At 50.1% G+C, this 20170-nt stretch carries 15 protein-coding genes; all 15 read left to right on the forward strand.

Going from position 1 to position 20170, the window contains the following annotated elements; all coding sequences use genetic code 11:
* Nucleotides 1-34 precede the first annotated feature (34 nt).
* The 15 genes from KAI37_RS04550 to KAI37_RS04620 all read left to right on the forward strand — a co-directional run bounded on the left by KAI37_RS04550 (nucleotide 35) and on the right by KAI37_RS04620 (nucleotide 20135).
* Nucleotides 35-4087, forward strand: coding sequence for an S-layer homology domain-containing protein (locus KAI37_RS04550; RefSeq protein WP_220030811.1), 4053 nt, complete (start codon nucleotides 35-37; stop codon nucleotides 4085-4087).
* Between the two features lie 146 nt (nucleotides 4088-4233).
* Nucleotides 4234-4722, forward strand: a complete 489-nt coding sequence (locus KAI37_RS04555) for an RTX toxin (RefSeq protein ID WP_220030812.1) — start codon at nucleotides 4234-4236, stop codon at nucleotides 4720-4722.
* A 282-nt stretch (nucleotides 4723-5004) separates the two neighbouring features.
* Nucleotides 5005-6006, forward strand: a complete 1002-nt coding sequence (locus tag KAI37_RS04560) for an ABC transporter substrate-binding protein (RefSeq protein ID WP_069081282.1) — start codon at nucleotides 5005-5007, stop codon at nucleotides 6004-6006.
* Nucleotides 6007-6099: 93 nt separating this feature from the next.
* Nucleotides 6100-7113, forward strand: coding sequence for a FecCD family ABC transporter permease (locus KAI37_RS04565; RefSeq protein WP_025722912.1), 1014 nt, complete (start codon nucleotides 6100-6102; stop codon nucleotides 7111-7113).
* On the forward strand, nucleotides 7110-8153 hold the full coding sequence (locus tag KAI37_RS04570) for a FecCD family ABC transporter permease (protein ID WP_071639708.1): 1044 nt from the start codon (nucleotides 7110-7112) through the stop codon (nucleotides 8151-8153). Before KAI37_RS04565 ends, KAI37_RS04570 begins: the two co-directional genes overlap by 4 nt.
* Before the next feature lie 13 nt (nucleotides 8154-8166).
* Nucleotides 8167-8988, forward strand: a complete 822-nt coding sequence (locus KAI37_RS04575; protein ID WP_071639709.1) for an ABC transporter ATP-binding protein — start codon at nucleotides 8167-8169, stop codon at nucleotides 8986-8988.
* Nucleotides 8957-9739: an IucA/IucC family C-terminal-domain containing protein gene (locus KAI37_RS04580; protein ID WP_076293381.1), complete on the forward strand. Its 783-nt coding sequence runs from the start codon at nucleotides 8957-8959 to the stop codon at nucleotides 9737-9739. The genes KAI37_RS04575 and KAI37_RS04580 overlap by 32 nt, the downstream gene beginning before the upstream one ends.
* Nucleotides 9740-10071: 332 nt before the next feature.
* Nucleotides 10072-11097 (forward strand): ATP-grasp domain-containing protein, encoded by a 1026-nt coding sequence (locus KAI37_RS04585; RefSeq protein ID WP_076293382.1) that lies wholly within the window; start codon nucleotides 10072-10074, stop codon nucleotides 11095-11097.
* 319 nt (nucleotides 11098-11416) lie between these two features.
* The gene (locus KAI37_RS04590; protein ID WP_258383077.1) at nucleotides 11417-13132 is read left to right on the forward strand and encodes an IucA/IucC family protein; all 1716 of its coding nucleotides are present in this window, start codon (nucleotides 11417-11419) and stop codon (nucleotides 13130-13132) included.
* On the forward strand, nucleotides 13120-14904 hold the full coding sequence (locus KAI37_RS04595) for an IucA/IucC family protein (RefSeq protein ID WP_220030814.1): 1785 nt from the start codon (nucleotides 13120-13122) through the stop codon (nucleotides 14902-14904). The genes KAI37_RS04590 and KAI37_RS04595 overlap by 13 nt, the downstream gene beginning before the upstream one ends.
* Nucleotides 14901-15677, forward strand: a complete 777-nt coding sequence (locus KAI37_RS04600; RefSeq protein ID WP_220030815.1) for an HpcH/HpaI aldolase family protein — start codon at nucleotides 14901-14903, stop codon at nucleotides 15675-15677. The genes KAI37_RS04595 and KAI37_RS04600 overlap by 4 nt, the downstream gene beginning before the upstream one ends.
* Complete coding sequence (locus KAI37_RS04605) at nucleotides 15674-16927, forward strand: type III PLP-dependent enzyme (protein ID WP_220030816.1); 1254 nt, start codon at nucleotides 15674-15676, stop codon at nucleotides 16925-16927. Before KAI37_RS04600 ends, KAI37_RS04605 begins: the two co-directional genes overlap by 4 nt.
* Entirely contained in the window at nucleotides 16887-18809 is a 1923-nt protein-coding gene (locus KAI37_RS04610; RefSeq protein WP_220030817.1) for an IucA/IucC family protein, read from the forward strand. Before KAI37_RS04605 ends, KAI37_RS04610 begins: the two co-directional genes overlap by 41 nt.
* 218 nt (nucleotides 18810-19027) lie before the next feature.
* A complete protein-coding gene (locus tag KAI37_RS04615; RefSeq protein WP_076293388.1) occupies nucleotides 19028-19369 on the forward strand; it encodes an iron-sulfur cluster biosynthesis family protein in 342 nt (113 codons plus the stop codon).
* Nucleotides 19370-19577: 208 nt separating this feature from the next.
* Nucleotides 19578-20135: an SLOG family protein gene (locus tag KAI37_RS04620; protein WP_076293389.1), complete on the forward strand. Its 558-nt coding sequence runs from the start codon at nucleotides 19578-19580 to the stop codon at nucleotides 20133-20135.
* Nucleotides 20136-20170 lie beyond the last annotated feature (35 nt).

The following is a 20170-nucleotide window of genomic DNA, read 5'->3' on the forward strand; positions in this document are numbered from 1 at the left end:
TGATTACATTTATCGGTGGGGAGAGAATTGCACTATGAAAAATAAGAAGTTAACCGCTCAGCTGGCAGCTGCTTTGCTGCTGCTGACCCCCTCGTTTCCTGCCGGAGCAGAGCAAGCTACCGTGATAGATACGGCTTCCGTATCCAAGGGGTCCACAGGGAACAATACTGCCGCCTGGACGGATGTACAGAAGCTTTCAGCACAGCAATTGGAACAACTACAAAAAGCTCGTGAACTCGGGATTATCCAAGGCGATCCCGCCGGAACGCTCAGACCTGAGCAGAAGCTCACACGTCAGGAGCTAGCTGTGCTGCTGGTCAAAGCGTTGCAGCTTCCGACGGGCAACTTGGACGGCGCTGCCTCCTTCACGGACGTGCCCGCCGATAGTTGGGGGCGCCCGGCTATAGAGGCAGCCCGTAAGGCCGGGCTGATGCAGGGCGATGCCAACGGACACTTCCGTCCGAATGACCTGATCAGCGCTCAAGAACTGGTCGCGCTGTTGGTCAGGTCCGCTGGGACGGGTACGGCTGCGGGCACGCCCGCCAGCACAACCGACTCGTCGTCGGCGCAGACGGTGCCGACGGCGTGGAAGGACGCCAGCCCGTGGGCGACCCCGATGATTCGGGCGGCGCTGAATGACGGGCTGATGAGTGAATTTGGCGGAAATCTACACGCCAAAGACTCGGTAAGCCGCGTAGATGCGGCCAGCCTGCTCGTATCTGCACTGTTTCCACAGGAGCGTGCTTCGCAGCTCCAGGAAATGGACGGCAAGCAGATACGGATCAATGGCATCGCTTATGACGTGGCAGAGCCGCTGCGCGGCATTTTTCACGCGGATAATCAGACCGCGCTGCGCAACGCAGGCATTCGTTTCCATGCCACAGGCCGGACGGTGGACAAGGTCACTTGGCTGGAGCTTCGCAGCAGCGGGAGTTCAGCTCGTGACGGTGAAGCGGAGTTCAGTGGCAACGTTGTGCTGAACGGACACGGCTCCACGTTGAACGGAGATTTGGTGATCGCTGGTGATTTTACATCCATACTGCATTTGAAAGTGGGACAGCAGTTAATGGTGGATGCCCGAGTACAGCAGGATTTTTATGCACAGGATGTGCAGGTGCAGGGACAGACCCATATTAACGGCGGAGATAATAATACAGTTGTATTTGATAGCTCAACGTTGACACAAATGGATGTCACAAAGCCGGAAGTTCACGTTGTATTCAGTGGTACCACAAGCGCGACAGTCATGAACGTGCAATCCAGCGCAAGCATTGAGGTTAGTGCGGATGCTTCCTTGCCGCAGTTGAATGTTAATGAAGGGGCGGACAAAGTCAATCTTCAGGGAACGGTTCAGACCGTTCAGGTAACTGGCAGCCAATCCGTCGAGATGACAGGTAATAGCACGATCCAGCAGCTGACCGTCACAGGGACGGGTGCCTTGGAATTGAAAACTACAGGTAGTATTGAAAATATTCAAGTCAGCAACCCGGCAGCTAGGGTAAATGTGAGTGGAAATGTACAGGTATCTGCGGTCACACTGGGTACCGGAGTAGCTTCCAACGCTGTTACGGGTCTAGCTGTGGCAAGTGTAACAGGTACGTCCTCATCTTCTGGAAGCTCATCTAGTTCATCCAGCAGCGCTAACCGTTCACCGGAAGTCGTGAATGCTTCTGTAGAGCGTGTAATTACAGAAGGCGCTGGTGACCAATTGTACGATTTGCGCCAATTCTTTACTGATCCTGATGGGGATATCTTGACCTTCTCGGCAGCTTCTCTTCAATCTGGCATCGTACGGGCGTCTGTATCTGGCAATACATTAAAGCTTACGCCAGTCAGTGTCGGAAAAGCATCCATCAGTGTATCGGCTAATGATGGACGGGGAAAAAGAGTGTCGTCGACCTTCAAAATTATCGTGAACGGTCAGCCAGTATCTGCAGGTATACCAGATCAGGCGCTTACTGTGGGACAGTCCGACTTGGTACTGCATTTGAACGACTATGTTCAGGACCCGGAAAATGCTAGCTTAACGTATCAAGTTACTCTTGATAATCCTGCTGTAGCGTCGGTGGTGCTTACAGGAGATGAATTGCGTTTGAGTCCGTTTCGCGCGGGCAGTACGATCGTTCATGTCACTGCCAATGACGGACAGCAAGGAGAAGATGGCAGTACAGGCCAAAAGCAGATTGAATTCAAGCTAACGGTTCAGGGCGCTCCTAACCATGCTCCGCATGGACAAGCTCCTCAGCCATTAACCGTTACTTTAGGCCAGCCTAATACAACGCTGGATCTTTCAACGATATTTACGGATGTAGATGGTGACCCGCTGGTGTTCACAGCGACCAGTTCGGATGCTTCTATCGTGCAGACTACCATAATGAGAGATCACCTATCTTTGCAGTCGCTGCAAGCGGGGAGTGTAAGTATTACCCTGACGGCAGACGACAGCAAGGGTGGAACAGATACAGTTACCTTGATTGTAACGGTTTTGCCTATACCGAACAGTAGCCCGGTGGTAACCCGTGTACCAGACGCGGTACATCTGATTTTAGGCAAGGCTGACGGAACCGTGGATCTGTCCACTATCTTTGCCGACCCGGATCATGATCCGATTCGTTATGAAATCAGTTCGTCTGATCCAGCCGTGGCAGATGCTACAGTTCAAAATGAACAGCTTGTCATTCATGGGCTGACTAGCGGCAATACCGTGATTACCATCACGGCTAAAGACGATAGAGGCGGAGAGATTAGCACAGACCTACAGGTTCATCTATTGGAAAATGCAGTTATTACAGCAATTCCTGAGCAGTTGCTTCAATTGGGAGATGCTGCATCAGAACTGGATCTCTCGCCGTTCCTGTTGAACTGGGATATAGCATCCCTGTCAGTGACAGCAGACACGTATGATCCAGGAATTGCTACGGCCCATATGAATGGTCAGAAACTACAGCTAAACCCAGTGAGTGTAGGGACCACAAGTGTAACACTCAGTGTGTATGATCAGTACGGACGTGCAGAGGGAGCGACGTTCCCGGTTACCGTCAGCATGCCTCAGCTTAATCAAGCTCCTCAAGTCATAGCGGCTATAAACGAGCAGGTATTGACTCCCGGAGTTACACAGCAAAGGGATTATGATCTGCAACAACTGTTCTACGACGAGGATGGGGATGAGCTGCGATTTACAGTCAGCTCCAGTGATCCGACGTTGGTGAGTGCATCGCTTAATGGCAGCATTTTATCACTGGCTTCGGGTACAGGCAGCGGCCTTGCTGAAATTATTATTACGGCTGCGGATAATCGGGGTGGATCAGTTCAATACACGTTGAATACACGCAACGCGGAGCTGGTTTCCGGCGGTATCACTCCGATTGGGGTTAAATATGGCTTGCCGCACAGAACCGTGGATCTGTCCAGTTATTTCCCAGGACAATCTAAATTCCTGGTATATAGAGGAACACCATCATCGACATTCCTCGGTCCTGTAGAACTCATGGGCACCTCTATCCCTCTTTCCCCCGAACCTTTACTGGTATGGGTAGTAGGAGCAGATGGAAGGGCTGCTGTATTTCAGGTTCAACAGGAACCACAGCAAGCGCCTGCTGTATATTTCTCGCAATATGTGGATGGCGGGGATGGAAGAATTGTTTTGCAATTGCATTATAACGGGAATGGAGACCCTTCCCATCGGGCAGACGGTTATTCACTGGAGTTTCATCAATGGATGAAGAAAACAAACCAAATGAAAGTTACCACTTTACCGATTAATCCGGTTTATCCTGCCATGCCATATATAATCATCGACACTATCTTTTATGATTTCATGGATATTACGAATGCTTGGTACTACAATGATGAGGGTGATTTCTACAACCCGAACGAATTTAATACCGTTGCATACGTTTTAAAATACCAAGGACAAGTGGTGGATGTATTAGGAAATCCAAATTCGCATGAGCAGTTTGCACCGCAAGGAGGAACGTTCGTCCGCAAGCCAGGAATATCCTACGGGTCGTCTGCCTATAATCAGCCAGATGAGTGGAATGCGTTTCCGAAAGGGAGCTATCAATATGTCGGCATTCATACACCATAAACGGTATGTTTTGCAGCATCAAGGGGACTCCTGTCCCCTCGAAAATGATTATTTGACTTTTTAAGAGTCCAGCTTAAGTAGGTCGTAGGATTGCTGGCAGAGCGACTATATTTCAGGTTCATCAGGAACCACAGGAGGCATTTCTTTTGTTTTTTTCACAATATGTCGATGGTGGAGACGGTCGCATCGTGCTGCAATTGTTTTACAACCGAGAATGTGACTTCTCTCATAAAATAGAAGGATATGAGTTGGAGGTTCACCAATTCATGAAAAACACGAACCGCATGAACGTATCCAGCATAGCACTATATCCGGCTAATCCAGTAATACCGTATCTGATCATAAACAGCATCTTTTATGATTTCATGGATGTCACGAATGTTGCCTATTTTAATCAAGAGGGTCATTTTTATAATCCAAGTGAATTTAATACGGTCGCATATGTTCTGAAATATCATGAAACTGTAGTAGATGTGATTGGAGAGCCTCATTCGCAGGATCAATTGTTTCCTCAAGGAGGGACATTTGTTCGTAGACAAGGTATATCGGGTGGCTCGCCCATTTTTAATCAGCGGGATGAGTGGATTGCATACCCGAAAGGTACTTATCAATATGTAGGCAGACATACACCTTAATCGGTATGTTTGTCTGCGATCGCTGTCTGTTGAAGACAGGTCATGAATTACTTATAAAGGTGTAACCCAACAACTATGGAGGGTTACACCTTTTTGTATACTGAGCATTTTGTATTCATCCAAGCCTTTACTGTACAAGGAGATTTTCAACATGAAACTAGAGGCATGGGGAGTTCTTCCGCAGCAGTATCAATATGCTTGAACAATGTACTCAACTGAATTACAATACAATTGATAATGATTTTTAATATCAATTAGGATGAAAAGGGGGAGTTGGGCTACATGTTTGGATTGACAAAAAAGCTACATATTTATATAGCACTTATTCTGATGATATCGGTGCTGGCTGGTTGTGCCTCGGGTGGAACTACAGGGACAACTGACCCTTCAAGCAAGTCTGCAAGTGGTAATAAGAGCAATACAGTAGGCAGTGGTGCGGACGAGCAGACCAGAGTTATCAAACATGCCATGGGTGAAACGACAATTAAGGGAACTCCGAAGAGGATTGTAACCTTGTTCCAGGGTGCCAATGATGTTGTTGTTGCACTTGGTGTGAAGCCAACGGGTGTTGTGGAATCCTGGGTACAGCAACCCGTATACAAATATTTGAAAGCGGATCTGGATGGAGTGACGCAAGTAGGTCAGGAATCACAGCCGAATCTGGAAGAGATCAACAAGTTGAAGCCGGATCTAATCATTGCCACCAAAACAAGACATGAGGATATCTATGATCAACTGTCCCAGATTGCTCCAACGGTAGTTACCGAGACGTTGTTTGACTGGAAAGAGACGGTTAAGACGGCTGGTGAAGCCATGAATATGAAGGAACAGTCGGACAAGTTGCTTGCCGATTGGGATGCAAGGGTAGCGGATTTCAAAGACAAAATGGGTGACCGTCTTCCCATTGAAGCGACTATTACGAATTTCAGAGCCGATCAGGTTCGCATTTTCTATATGGGATACGCCGGAAAAATTTTGAAAGAGCTTGGATTTACCAGACCGCCTGGACATGATGAAGACACCTGGGGTGTGGAGTTGACTTCGAAAGAGAACATCCCGGATATGAACGCAGATATGATCTTCAACTTTAATTCAGGTACGGAAACAGAAGCTATTGAGAAAAATTATAAGGATTGGACCAGCAGTCCGCTCTGGAAAAATCTCGATGCGGTGAAGAATAACCAGCTGGTACAGGTTGATGAAGTGGCCTGGAACATGGGGGGCGGATACACATCGGCCAACATGATGCTGGACGATCTATACAAGCAGTTCAATCTGAACTAATGGGAGCAAGACTTGCCATGTACCAGGACATTCGTATACGAAGCGTATGGGCAGGCAGGTCTTTTTGCATTTCACGGATGAAAGAGTGAGAATATGTTTCCCCTTTTTACGAAGGCAAGTACGAAGATGTATGGACTATCCGGCTTATTCATTTTGCTATTACTCGCCTGTGTAGCCAGCATGATACTGGGACGCACACACATAACATTTCAAATAGCAGTGGATGCACTACAACACTATGACGAAAGCTCAGTGGAGCATGTCGTACTTCTGACGGAACGATTACCACGCACAATTATTGCCGCTGTTGTTGGTGCAAGTTTGGCGGTGGCGGGAGGACTCATGCAAGCGCTAACTCGTAATCCGCTCGCTTCACCAAGTGTGTTTGGGATCAATGCGGGCGCCATCTTTTTTATCGTTATTGCCATCGTGGTGCTGTCGGTGTCCTCGCTCAGTACGATGATGTGGTTTGGTTTTGCCGGGGCAACCATTGCAACAGTGATTGTGTATGCGCTTGGGTCCATCGGTCGTGATGGTCTGACTCCCATCAAGATTGTGCTGGCAGGTACCGCTATCTCTGCACTTTTTGCTTCGTTCACACAGGCAATCCTGGTGCTGGATGGAACGGGATTACAGGACGTGTTGTTCTGGCTTGCAGGTTCAGTGAGCGGTCGGACACTCGACATGCTGTATCCTGTACTGCCATATATGACGGTTGCCACTGTAGTATCCCTGTTTATGGGCCGGGCGATCAATCTGCTCTTGACCGGTGATGATATCGCCAAAGGCATGGGACAGAATGTGCTACTGGTTAAGGTGCTTATGGGAGTCGTTACGGTATTGCTGGCCGGTGGTTCTGTTGCGGTGGCCGGTTCGATTGGTCTGGTAGGATTAGTTGTACCACATATCATGCGGGCGTTTGTTGGCAACGACTACCGCTGGCTTGTTCCCTACTGCATTCTGGGCGGCGCCATTTTGTTATTGGCGGCGGACGTTGTTGCACGACTGATCATCATGCCGCAGGAAGTTCCGCTTGGCGTTATGACAGCACTCATTGGTGGTCCCTTCTTCGTCTATATTGCCCGCAAGGGGGGGACGAAGATATGAGGAAGATGATTACTTTTCGCAATAAAAAAGATACGTTATCTTTGCAAATGGAGCGCAAATCGCTGTTCATCATCGGAATCTGTTTGGTTTTGGTATTGATTGCATCCGTTCTAGGAACCAGTGTGGGTAATGATTTCATATCTCCGCTGAATGTGCTGCAGACTATCTTCGGACTGGGCGCAGGCGATCATGACTTTGTCGTGTTGACGCTAAGGCTGCCGCGTGTGCTGTTATCGTTGCTTGTTGGTGCAGCACTGGGCATGTCCGGTGCCCTCTTGCAGGGGATTATCCGTAATCCGCTCGCTTCACCGGATGTGATCGGGATAACGGGAGGAGCTGCCGTTGCCGCTGTGGGTTTTGTCACCCTGCTGGGTGGAACCATCAGTATCAAGCTGTTGCCGCTGTTTGCCATTATGGGCGCGATGATTACCACAATCATCATATATCTTCTTGCCTGGAAAAAAGGAGTTAGTCCGATTCGACTGGTGTTGATCGGAATCGGAGTGTCAGCCATTACGGGGGCCGGGACGACCTTCATGCTGATCCTTAGTCCATTCTATACGGCTGGTCAGGCGTATATCTGGCTGACGGGGAGTGTGTATGGAGCATCATGGACCGATGTCAGAACGATCATCCCGGTGATTGTAATCGTGCTTCCGGTGGCGATCTGGTTTGCCCGCAGTCTGAACGCACAGGAATTCGGGGATGATCTGGCCACCGGGCTGGGGGTCACTGTACAGCGTCATCGTTCGGCACTGCTACTGTGCAGTGTACTGCTGGCTGGGGGGGCTGTTGCTGTCGCTGGGACGATTGGTTTTGTCGGTCTGATTGCCCCGCATATTGCCCGGAAGCTGGTAGGGCGCATGTTTGGCAGCATGCTCATCGTTTCGGGACTGGTTGGTGCCCTGCTTGTATTTGCTGCTGATCTGATTGCCCGTACGGTATTTCTACCGCTCGATGTTCCGGCAGGGGTATTTACCGCTGGGGTAGGAGCACCGTTTTTCCTGTATCTGTTGTTCAAGAATCGAAATCAGTTTTGAGGAGGAGAATGCCGTGAGTATTCTGGAAGCCAAAGACCTTACGATCGCCTATGGCGCAGAGCCTATTATTGAGAATCTGAACCTGACTATTCCCAAGGGGAAAACTACTGTCCTGATTGGCAGCAACGGTTGCGGGAAGTCCACCTTACTGCGAACGATGGCGCGACTGCTGAAGTCCAGTTCAGGCTCGGTGCTGCTGGATGGCGAGGAGATTGCGAAGTTGCCTACCAAGGAAATTTCAAGACGTATGTCCATTCTGCCGCAAGGTCCTTCTGCTCCAGAGGGACTGACGGTAAACCAACTGGTTCGGCAAGGACGGTACCCACACCAGACATGGCTGAAACAGTGGTCTTGCGAGGACGAACGCATGGTCAGGCTCGCGCTGGAATCCACACATCTGACTGCTCTGGCTGATCGGCCCGTGGACGCATTATCTGGCGGACAACGCCAACGCGCCTGGATTGCGATGACACTCGCACAGGGAACAGAAACCCTGCTGCTGGATGAACCAACGACTTATCTGGATATGACCCATCAGATTGATATTCTGGATCTACTGTTCGATTTGAATGAACAGGAGGGACGCACCATAGTGATGGTCCTTCATGATCTGAATCTTGCGTGTCGCTATGCTCACCATATTGTGGCTGTCCACAACAAGTCCATTTACGCGGAAGGAAAACCGGAAGACATTGTTACGCAGGACATGGTCCGCGCGGTCTTCCAGATGGAGTGCGACATTGCGGTTGATCCGCTATTTGGCACACCAATGTGCATTCCGCACGGGAAGGGAAGGAAGTTAAATGAAACCAAACGCTACAGCAACTTGGCTTAACGATCAAGAGATGCAGTCCTTGGCTGCCGAATACCGTCTGACCTGGGAGCCTTCGACAGATCGCACATTTTCGATGCCATTTACGGACTTGCTGGACCCGTCCAAAAGCCTGAACTATTTGCAAGGAGTTAGTAGCATCTTTGAGACGGACTCCCAAACGGCTACTGTATCTCTCTTTGCTAAACGGTATGCTTACTTGATTTTGGCTTCGGGCCTCTATGCCATGTCACGCTTCAACAAAGGCCTGAATTATGAGATTACCAACGGCACGATCGAATCCAGTTATCAGGGGGAGGCGTGGCTCCCCAAGGCTCGTCTGACCGATTGGCAGACGACCTCACCAGAGGCGGATCAGCGTGGCAAATGGAGAGATCAGGTGATTGAACAGATGTTCGCCGGTAATCTGGCCAAGGTGTGGCAATCGCTGTCCAAAGCAACCCGGATTTCCCGTTCAGTTCTGTGGGAGAACACGGCCATTTATGTATACTGGCTCTATGAGAACAAATTTGCTGAAGGAGCCACGCCTGAAGAAAAACAGCGTGTCGAAGAGGACTTCCATTATCTAATTCGTGATGCATCTGCACATCTCTTCGGTGAATCCCGTAATCCGCTCAAGCAGTTTAACACACCCAAGCGGGCAACAGCTGCTTCAGATACACCCATTCGTGTACGCACAACCTGTTGTTTCTATTATCTCGCTGCAGATGATCCACAAGATTACTGCTCAACCTGCCCCAAATTAAAGCATTAATGCCAATGATCATCATCCACATCCCCAGCCTATACTTCATTGCATCTCAATACAGCGAATAGCACAGGCAAGCTTATGACATAACGAAATTCAGAGCTTGTCTTATTTGTTGTGCCCATTGTTCCATGAACATTCCTTCATTTGGGGATTCTCTCCCTGCAAAAACCATCTTATTTTTCCTGAAAAGCTTATTATTGACAAGGTGACTGAAATTGCCATAAAATAGATTTTGTTTGAAACTGATAATCATTATCAATATTATTTCTATCAAATCAATCCGATGAAAGCACAACCAGGAGCGAACGCCTTCATTCGGTCGGGGAGGATTTTCATTGTTTCCGAAAGGAATTCATAATCTGCAAAACCGACTCATCATAAGCAAAGCAAGAGAACTGGGAATGACCTGCGAGCCACTTCTCGCAGAATGTGAAGATTTTTTGGAATTATCCTATGGGGATAAGCGCAGAGTCATTAATAAAACCAGATCGCATCGTCTACCCTTGATCGCTGGACTACTCGCCAAGAACAAGCAGGTTTGTAATATGCTACTGCATGAGCGGGGAATGCCTGTGCCGCCGTTTATCGTTATCGAGGCAATGGGTGACAAGGCAACGGAGTTTCTGAAACTGCATCGTTCCGTTGTAGTGAAGCCGCTGGACGCAAGCGGCAGTGCAGGTGTGACACTGGACGTTCGAACAAACGAGGAACTGGAAGCGGCTATTGCCCGGGCGGGTCCCCATAGTAACAGCATCATGCTGCAGCAATTCGTAACGGGTGTAGATTACAGGGTACTGGTCATTAACGGGGAAGTGGCGGCAGTAAATGAGTATCGACCTGTCTATGTAAAAGGGGACGGCACCTCAACCATACGGGCGTTGATTCGAATGTTGAACCAGCAGCGAATCCAGCCTACCAGTATAGGGAAGTTCGAGGCCTTTCCCAAGATTGATGAAGACGCAGAGCCTTTGCGAAACGTTCTGCTTGGACAGGGAATCACACTGGAGGAGGTACCTGCGGCAGGAAGAGAGATCGAGCTATATGATCTTCGCAATTCGGCCGCCGGGAACATCAGTGAATTTTATATGGACTGTACGGAAGCGATTTTTCCTGACAATGCACAAATGGCAATTGAGGCCGCAGGAGCCCTCCGGATTGATGTGGCTGGCATTGATATCCGTTGTGAGGATATCCGCCAGCCGCTGACAGCAGATCAGGGAGGCATTCTGGAAGTCAACGCATTGCCGGACCTGACCCACCATGTCTTCCCCTTTGGGGGGACCACACGTGATGTCGTCCGGTTGTACCTGGAGTATCTTTTTCAGATGGAACATCATTTCAAAAAGTCGATTGCAGAATAAGAGCAGTTCATTGCCTGATCTGGCTCAATGGACCGCTTGCGTTTTGCGTTGTTCTTGCTCCTATGGTGTGGTCGGTATATTCGAATGTACGTGCCTGCCCGCTGCAAGCGGTGGCATCCATCCAGCATTCCGCTACTGGTCAAAAGTGTAGGTACTCTGGATGATGGGTCTGCTAATGGTTCAACGGGTCAGAACACCAGCAGATACGGCCAGATGGGTGGCACTGAAAGAGATTAGTATGGGGCTCGGCTGTGCCATCCTGTGACCTTGTCCCTCGTTTTATTTATAACCCGAAAGAAGGTTGGCAACATTGTTCGAGATGGAAAACAGGCTCAGGTCTGAAGCAGAGCAGCAGGCGAATACACACTCTTGTAAGCTGCTACTCAATTGTTATATCCGAGAGCTTGCGGTGGAGAAGGAGGGCGACATTCAGATTGATCCGAATGCGATGACGTACGCAGTTGCTTTTCAGGCCAGCGGGGTGACGATAACCGGACAATTAGCGTATTACTCGGCTATGGGAGAGCATGAGTACCGAAGCGTACAACAGCGCGGGCAAGCGGTGCATTATCAGGACCTGGTTCGCTGGATCACACGGGAGCTGAGTGAAGACACGGCGTATGGAAACAACCGGCATGAGCAAGGCAGAATGACCCATGCGGCTGATGTGCGTGATTTTGCGGAAAAGGTAGACAACAGCGTGAATAATCTTGCGCTGTATATCGAGCAGGCTGCTGGACTTGGCATGTATGATTACTGTACTTCTGAACAGTCTCTGGTATATGGTCATCCCTTTCACCCGTTTCCGAAAAACTCCAAAGGCTTCACCGAACACGACGTACGGATGTACAGCCCAGAACTGCGTACCTCGTTCCAACTCTGTTACGTTGCTGTGAGGAAGGATGTGTACATGCAGGAATGGGTGGATGATCACACTAGGATCAAACTGCATGCCAGCCTGCACGGGCATGTGGAACAAGCTTGGGAAGCAGAGTGCGGTGAGCATGGGGATGAGTATGAACTACTGCCTATCCATCCCTGGCAGTATGCGTACGTGTTGGGCTTGTCCGAGGTCCAGCAGTATATTCTGGACAAGAAACTCATTCCGATGGGCAGCGGCGGGCCGAAGGCCTACCCGACCTCCTCGGTACGCACCGTCTATATTCCAGAGCTGAATTGCAATATCAAGCTGTCGCTGAACATGCAGATTACCAACATGATTCGCACCAATAGTGCGGAGCAGATGCGAAGGACGCTGGACGCCTCCAGGTACGTCAGGCAGCAGAATTGCTTCGGTGCAGATCAGCATACGCAGATTGCCTATGAGACAGGTGTAGCCACTTGTGACTTTCAGGAGGGAGAATTAACGAGTCTGTTTACCGTCGCATACAGACCGATTGAGTTTGACCCGGAGTGTACATATGTCCTGTCGAGTCTGGTAGAAGCCCCCTTGCCGGGAATGCGATCACGACTTATGACGATGCTGGGTGGCGTACGTGCTGAAGCCGAGCGCTGGTTTGCACGTTATCTGACCTTGTCTTTGCTGCCCATTGTACGAGCGGCTGGAGAGCGCGGCATTCACTTTGAAGCTCACTTGCAAAATACTCTCGTGACGCTAAGGGACGGAATGCCTGAGGCATTTATCGTGCGTGACTTGGAAGGAGTCAGTGTCGATGCGGAGCTGATCCATGAGGAGGATACCGCTCCCTCCAGATTGCTGTTTTATTCACGGGACAAGGCTTGGGCGAGGACATCCTATTACTTTATCATCAATCATCTGGGTTCCCTCATTCATGCGATGGCAAGGGATGTGAACTTACCGGAGGAGTATTTCTGGGCAGAGGTCCGTGAGGTGCTGGTGAAGGAACTAGATCGAACCGGAAACGTGTACGTGCAGCATTTGCTGACCGCGGACAGTTTTCTGGCGAAACAAAATCTGGTGAGCTGTCTCAGGGGGATCAGTCAGACCCCGGCGTATGTGCCGGTGAGAAATATAATGAACCGAATAGGGAGTGAAGTGGCGTGGGGTTCATAGGGTACAGGGCTGAGAAAGGTCACAAGACGGCAGTATACACGGATGTACAGGAACGGATCATGCGGCAGGCGCTGGAAGCCATGTGGTTCGAGGGTATCCTTGACTGTAAGGTGGGGGGAAACGAATGGTGTACTGTGGGGCGGAGTACGTCAGGACAGGCTGTGACATACAGCTGTGAGGCAGAGCGAAAATTTTCATTTGGCCGAGTGAAGGTGGCGAAGGGCTCGATTCGAAGAGAGGGCGTTCCCTGCACCGATCTGGATCTGTTTCTGGAGGAAATGGTGCTGAACCTTCTGGAGGGTGCGAATGTGGCGGCCTTCATTCAGGAATTGCTGGAGACGATGGTGAAGGACAGCCAGTGCCGGGCTTTGCTGCCTGAGAAGATTCCGGGTGAAGACCTACACTATGATGCCCTCGAAAGCCATATGAGCGACGGTCATCTCTACCATCCCAGCTACAAGTCGAGGCTCGGCTTCACCCTAAAAGACAATCTTGCTTACGGTCCAGAGTTTAACTCGGATGTGACCGTATACTGGATTGCCGTGAAAGAAGGACTTGTGCAAACGGCTCTTTCCACAGGCTACACGTCAGAACAGTTGGTGAGACAACATCTCACAGAAGAGGATATCAGCCGATTTAATCGGATACTTCAGTCGGAAGACACGGAGGGTAAACGCTATATATTCATTCCTGTTCATCCGTGGCAGTGGGAACACCAGCTGGAATCGGTGTTTGCCCGGCAACGAATGGACAGAGATATCGTTTTTCTCGGCCCTTCGGACTCAACCTATCGCGCCCAGCAGTCCATTCGTTCCCTGTCGAACCGGGTGAATTCGAAGGCACCGTATCTCAAGCTGTCGCTGAGTATTACCAATACATCGAGCATACGCATTTTGGCACAGCACACGACCCAGAATGCACCGCTAATCAGCGACTGGCTGGAAGCACTCATTCAAGAGGATGAGTTGTTGCAACGAGAAGAGTTTTCCATTCTGAAAGAGATCATGGGACTCTCGCTCCGGTATGAGAACTTGCCTGCAATCCAGTATGGACGGGCGTATGGCACAATAGGGGCGATCTGGCGTGAAAATGTATCTGTTCATCTGCAAGAAGGCGAGACAGCCTGGCCCTTAAATGCACTTATGCTGGTACAGTCGAACGGGGTACCGTTTATCCAGGGTACAGTTGAGCATCATGGCATTCAGAAGTGGAGTGAAGCCCTCGTTCGAACGGTATCGCTGCCTATTATTCATCTGCTCTATGCACACGGCATCGCGCTGGAATCGCATGCCCAGAATATCATTTTGGTGCTGGAAAATGATCTGCCGAAACGGATCATCATCAAGGACCTTCATGATGGTGTCCGCTATGTACCTGAGAAGCTGCTGAATCCAGAACGAGCCCCCAAGCTGCACCCCGAACCGGAGACCCATCGCAAGTTTAATCGGTATTCCTTTATCTACGCGGGTGACGTGTCGGAAGTCCGGGACTATACGTATGATGCGTTCTTTTTTATCTGCATGACGGATATTGCGCTGACGCTGGAGAATTTCGGTCTGACGGAAGAAGCGTTCTGGCAGCTGTGCGCGGCCACGATTGTAGACTATCAGCGGGAGCATCCGGAGTACGAGGAACGGTTCGAGTGGTTTGATCTTTTTGCCGAGGATGCGCTGATTGAAGAGATGACCAAGCGCCGCCTGTATGGGGATGGGGAACTGTATTTCCGTAAGGCCAGCAATCCGCTGAAGCTGGCGAAGGACGTTCTCGGATGAGAACCAACACGCTGAAGGAGAAAATTGAACGTAAACAGCCGGTGTTTGGCCTCTTTGTCTCTATCCCACATCCGGTCATCATTGAGATGATTGGACATGCAGAGTATGATTTTGTAATTATCGACCTGGAACATGCCGCAACGAATATGGAATCGGTGGAAGAACTGGTTCGTGCTACGGAGCTGGCAGGAATGACCCCGCTGGTACGCATCTCGAAGGTAGAGCGAACAGAGATTCTAAAGGTATTGGACTGTGGCGCACAAGGCATTGTCATTCCTCATGTGGAACAGCGGGAACAGGTGGAGGAAGCGGTTCGTCATGCGTATTTTCATCCGCTTGGCATGCGGAGTCTGAACAGTGGGCGACCAGGGGTGTTCGGCAAGTATCCACTCACCGGGTATATTCAGGAAGCGAATAAACAGGTGATGGTTGTACCTATGATCGAAAGTGTGGAGGGCGTCCGGCAAAGTGTGAGCATACTGTCTCATCCCCAGGTGAGCTGGGTACTAGAGGGGGCGGCAGACCTGTCGCAATCACTTGGCGTACCGTGGCAGACGGAACATCCAGACGTGCAGCGTTCGCTAGGTGCACTACATGAAGCGGCAAAGCAGTGTCAGGTACCGTATGCAACAGTGGTCAGAAACAAGGAAGGCATGGCGCTGTGGGCCAATCGGGGGGTATACATATACGTGTTGGGCGATGACCGGAATACGGCTTTTCGGGCGTACGAACAGAAACGGAATGACTATGGAAATGCGGGTGGACTGACATGAAATCAAGCGTATGGAATATGATTCATGAACTGCAAAGGGACAGTGAAGACCCGGTATGTGCTTATGTCTACGATCTGGCTGGTATTCGGGAGCAGGTCCGTCACATGCTGCACACGCTGTCCAAAGGCACGCGGATCTTCTATGCCATAAAGGCCAATCCGGATCCCCGAATTATTGAGGCTTTGCTGCCCTGGGTTCACGGGTTCGAGGTAGCTTCCATTGGTGAGTTGCTCAAGGTGAGGAGTGTAAGTAGCGAGGTTCCAATCCTGTTTGGCGGTCCAGGGAAAAAGGAGAATGAGTTGAAGCAGGCTATCGAGCACAAGGTGAGTTTCATTCATGTGGAGAGCCTGCTGGAACTCCGGCGTGTCATCGCCATTGCTACAAAGAGAGAGCAGGAAGTCCGCATTCTGCTGCGGATCAATCTGAGAAGCAGCACATTGCCACTGACCCGGATTGTAATGGGCGGCGGTCCGAGTCCATTCGGCTTGGATGAGGAGAGCGTGGAGGAAGCAGTCCGGGTTATTCATGAGGAAGGCGCGGGTACGGTGCGTTTATGCGGATTCCATTTTCACTCGTTATCGAACAATGTGGACGCGAGACTACATGCCGAGATGATTGAGCTGTATTTGCAAAAGGCGGAGATGTGGCAGCAGGCATATGACCTGCATCTTGAAGTAATTAACGCCGGAGGCGGGTTTGGCGTCACCTATGATGGGAGCCCTGGGTTCGACTGGTCCCTGTTCACATCCCTGATTGAGCGAAGTGAAGCCAGAGGGCGCCTTGCTTCACGCGGCATACAGTTGTATTTCGAGCCAGGTCGCATGCTTGTCGCTGACCACGGTTATTATGCGGCAGAGGTTACGGATATCAAAACATCGCATGGTCAGCATTTTGCCGTGTTAAGAGGAGGTACACATCATAATCGTCTGCCTGCATCATGGGGACACAACCATCCGTTTCACATTATATCTACGGACCGTTGGGGGCATTCGTTTGCAAGACCAGAGGTATGGAACAGCAAAGTTCACATAGTTGGAGAACTGTGTACGCCCAAGGATCGTATGCATTCGGATGCGGAAGTAGAGCGGCTGCGTGTAGGCGATATTGTTGTGTTTGAGAAGTCGGGAGCTTATTGCTGGACCATTTCGCATCATGATTTTCTGGGCCATCCGCACCCGGCATTCCATTATTTAACGGAGGACAACAACCATGTCAACAGTGATGAAGCGTTCCAGTCTGCAAGACGCTGAGCGCCGGATTATGGAGGATCTGATCAATGCATTTCTAGCCGAGCAATTGCTACCGCTGGAAGGGCATCCGTTCATTGAACTCTCTACTTCACCTGAACCGTTCCGCCGAATGGTTCTGGGGGATGGTAATGGAGGTCCTTCGCAGAGCGGATGGGGAACGGGGAACGGAACCGACGGCAATGTCGCAGGTAAGGATAAGCAGGATGAGAATGGGGCAGGTAGACATAGTGGACAGCTTATGCTGCATCAGAAAGGGATTTTGTTTCTGGTGAAAGCAGGCAAAAGGCAGGGATATCAATGGGTACAGGGTTCACCCGTCTATGGAGAGACACCGGATGGAGGCTGGAAGCTTCTTGAATCTCCGGCAGTCGTAGGACAGGCTGTGCTTCGGATGACACTTTCGGATGAAGCATACGCGCATCCCGGGGTTGCGGAGTTCTTGGCAGGCGTGAAAATAGCCACCGAGCAATTGGCACTGGGACTCCAGCAGGTACAACGTCTGAGAGAACGAGTTCCGTTCCATGCCTACGATTGGTTTATCAAGGGAGAGCAGGTGGCAGCGCTGCGAGATCGTCCATTTCACCCCACCTCCAAAGCAAAGGTGGGGTTCACAGAAGCAGATGTGACCCGGTATGCAGCGGAATTCAGGAAGGAGATCCCGCTGCGATGGGTGGCGGTGCGTTGGGATGCCGTACAACAGGGATGTGAGGAAGGGATGTCCACACTGGATGTACTGGATGAAGAACAGCGCAGCAGGCTGGAAGCAGAATTGGCCCGGAAGGGCCTGAATCTGCAAGAATACATGCCCATGCCAGTACATCCATGGCAGATGGAACATATCATCTTGCCACGTTTCAACGGAGAGATCGCGGACGGTACCATCGTTGTACTGGATATTGAATTGGGAGAGGTTCAGGCGACATCGTCCCTGCGCTCGATGGCCCCGATGGAAGAATCCACACAGATGCTCAAGCTTCCGGTCAGTGTGTTATCTCTCGGGGCCGCCCGCTATCTCCCGGTGGTGAAGCTGCTAAATGGTCTGGCTGGGGAGAAGATGTTACGACAGGCGGTGGCTTGCGATGAATCGCTCACAGGTAAAGTGTGGCTCTGCGAGGAACGGAACTGGTGGGGATACATGCCGGAATCCATGGGATTGTTCGATGATCATCCTCGCCATCTGGCCGCCCAGATTCGCATCTATCCGCCAAAGTTGCTGGAAGAAGGTGTGCAGGTCATTCCCATGGCTGCGCTTGGGGTGACACTGGAAGGTCGCCATATGTTATCCGATCTGCTGGGCAGAGAGTTAACCAGTGAAGAGGTTATAGGATTCTACACCAATCTGACGGTGTTATTCTATGATGTAGTAATGCGGCTGTTCAAGGTAGGCGTTGTACCCGAAATTCACGGTCAGAACTGCTGCGTGGTCCTGCGGAACGGACGGGTGAACGGCCTATTATTCCGTGACCACGACTCCGTACGTTTGCATCAGCCGTATCTGGACAAACACGGCATTGCGGACCCGGGTTATCATATCCGGCCAGGATACTCGAACAGCTTGTATAATGAGACGATCCGCAAGCTGATCTTCTACGTGCAGTCGCTGGGCACGCAGGTGAACCTGGCCGCGATTATGGAAGCGCTAAGCGAGGTGTATCCTATCCCTGAAGCAAAGTTATGGGATATCACCGAGCAGGCGTGGAAGGAAGCGCTACGGGTAGTGCCGCTTCCCGAAGCTGACCGGGCCGAACTGTTCCAAGCGGTATTCGAGAGTAGGGAGTGGCCGGTGAAGCTCATAATCCGTCCGCTGCTTGAAGCGGACGGTGTGCCTGGGGCGATGCCATCGGGCAAAGGCACAGGTCATAATCCTTTTTACAAAGGATAGAAGTTGTGACTAGAATGTTGGTTTAGATAAGATGAGAGATGACGGAGGTGACCCAGTGTAATCGGGTTGCCTTTTTATGTAAGAGTTCATTGATAGCAGTGAGTGCAGTCACATAGACACATACGAAAACATGACTATAATGAACACATAGTTAAAATTTAGTCTTTATGGAGCTGACGGCTCCAAACATCTCACTTACAAAGGAGAGAATTCATCTCATGAGCATACATTTAGAATTGGATTCCTTGTCCGTTGAAAGGCTAGAATTGGCCCTTTCAGGACGATCGGGAATGTTCAAGTTGTTTTATGACACCGAGGATTGCGGATGCAATGGCGTACTTGTCATTTTGGTTGTCACTACGCCGAATGCAACTGATAAAGCAGTTCAGTCTGAGCCTTATTCTTTTTGGGTAGATCAGCAGCAGGAGCAGCAGTTCGATGGCAGAATGCGGCTTGAGGCAGACCCTGGTTACCCGTCATTCAAGCTAAGTAGTGATGCTGGTATATTTAGTAGCAACATTAGAATTAAAGATGTCCGCATAAAATCGTCTGAGGAGTGATAGGGAATGGAAAAGGATAATAGCGATGGGTAAACCATCCATTCAGAACTAGACCAAACTCCAAAAGACGAACCTGATCCAGCTCAATTGGAAGAGGTTCGTCTTTTGCGTTATATTCAATTCGTTCCTCCAAAAAACGAAGTATTTAGTGGTCTGCTCTGAAGTGGTACAATAACCTTTATGATAATCGGAGAAGGACGTTGAGAAGATGAAAAACTTGCTTGTTTCGGGCTATCGTGCCCATGAGCTGAATATTTTCAATCAGAAGCACGAAGGCATTCCATATATTAAAAAGGCGATTGCAGGCAGGCTTATTCCCCTGGTAGAAGAAGGGTTGGAATGGGTGATTACCCCCGGCCAATACGGAGTGGACTTGTGGGCCTGTGAGGTCGTTACTGCACTAAAACAGCAATATCCCCACCTCAAATGCTCTATTATGATGGCTCATCAAAATATGGAAGAAAAATGGAAAGAGGACAAAAAGGAATATTTTCAGCAGATTTGTGCCGAAGTTGACTATGTGGGAGTAGTCAGCCGCCAGCCTTATCAGGGAATATGGCAACTCAAGGCACGGGATGAACTCCTTTTCCGCAAAACAGACGGTTTATTGCTTGTTTACGATGAGGATGCGGGAGAGGGCAGCCCACGTTTTATGAAGGAACTTGCATTGAAAAAACAACAGGCAGAGGGCTATCAGTATATCAGCATCAGCTCGGAGGATATCCAGAGCATCGCGGATGAAGAACGATTATTCATGGACCTCTGATTTTTAAAGCATTAGCCCGGATTTTTGAACAAAAA

This window comes from Paenibacillus sp. S25, from assembly GCF_019454085.1.
GTDB lineage: Bacteria > Bacillota > Bacilli > Paenibacillales > Paenibacillaceae > Paenibacillus > Paenibacillus polymyxa_B.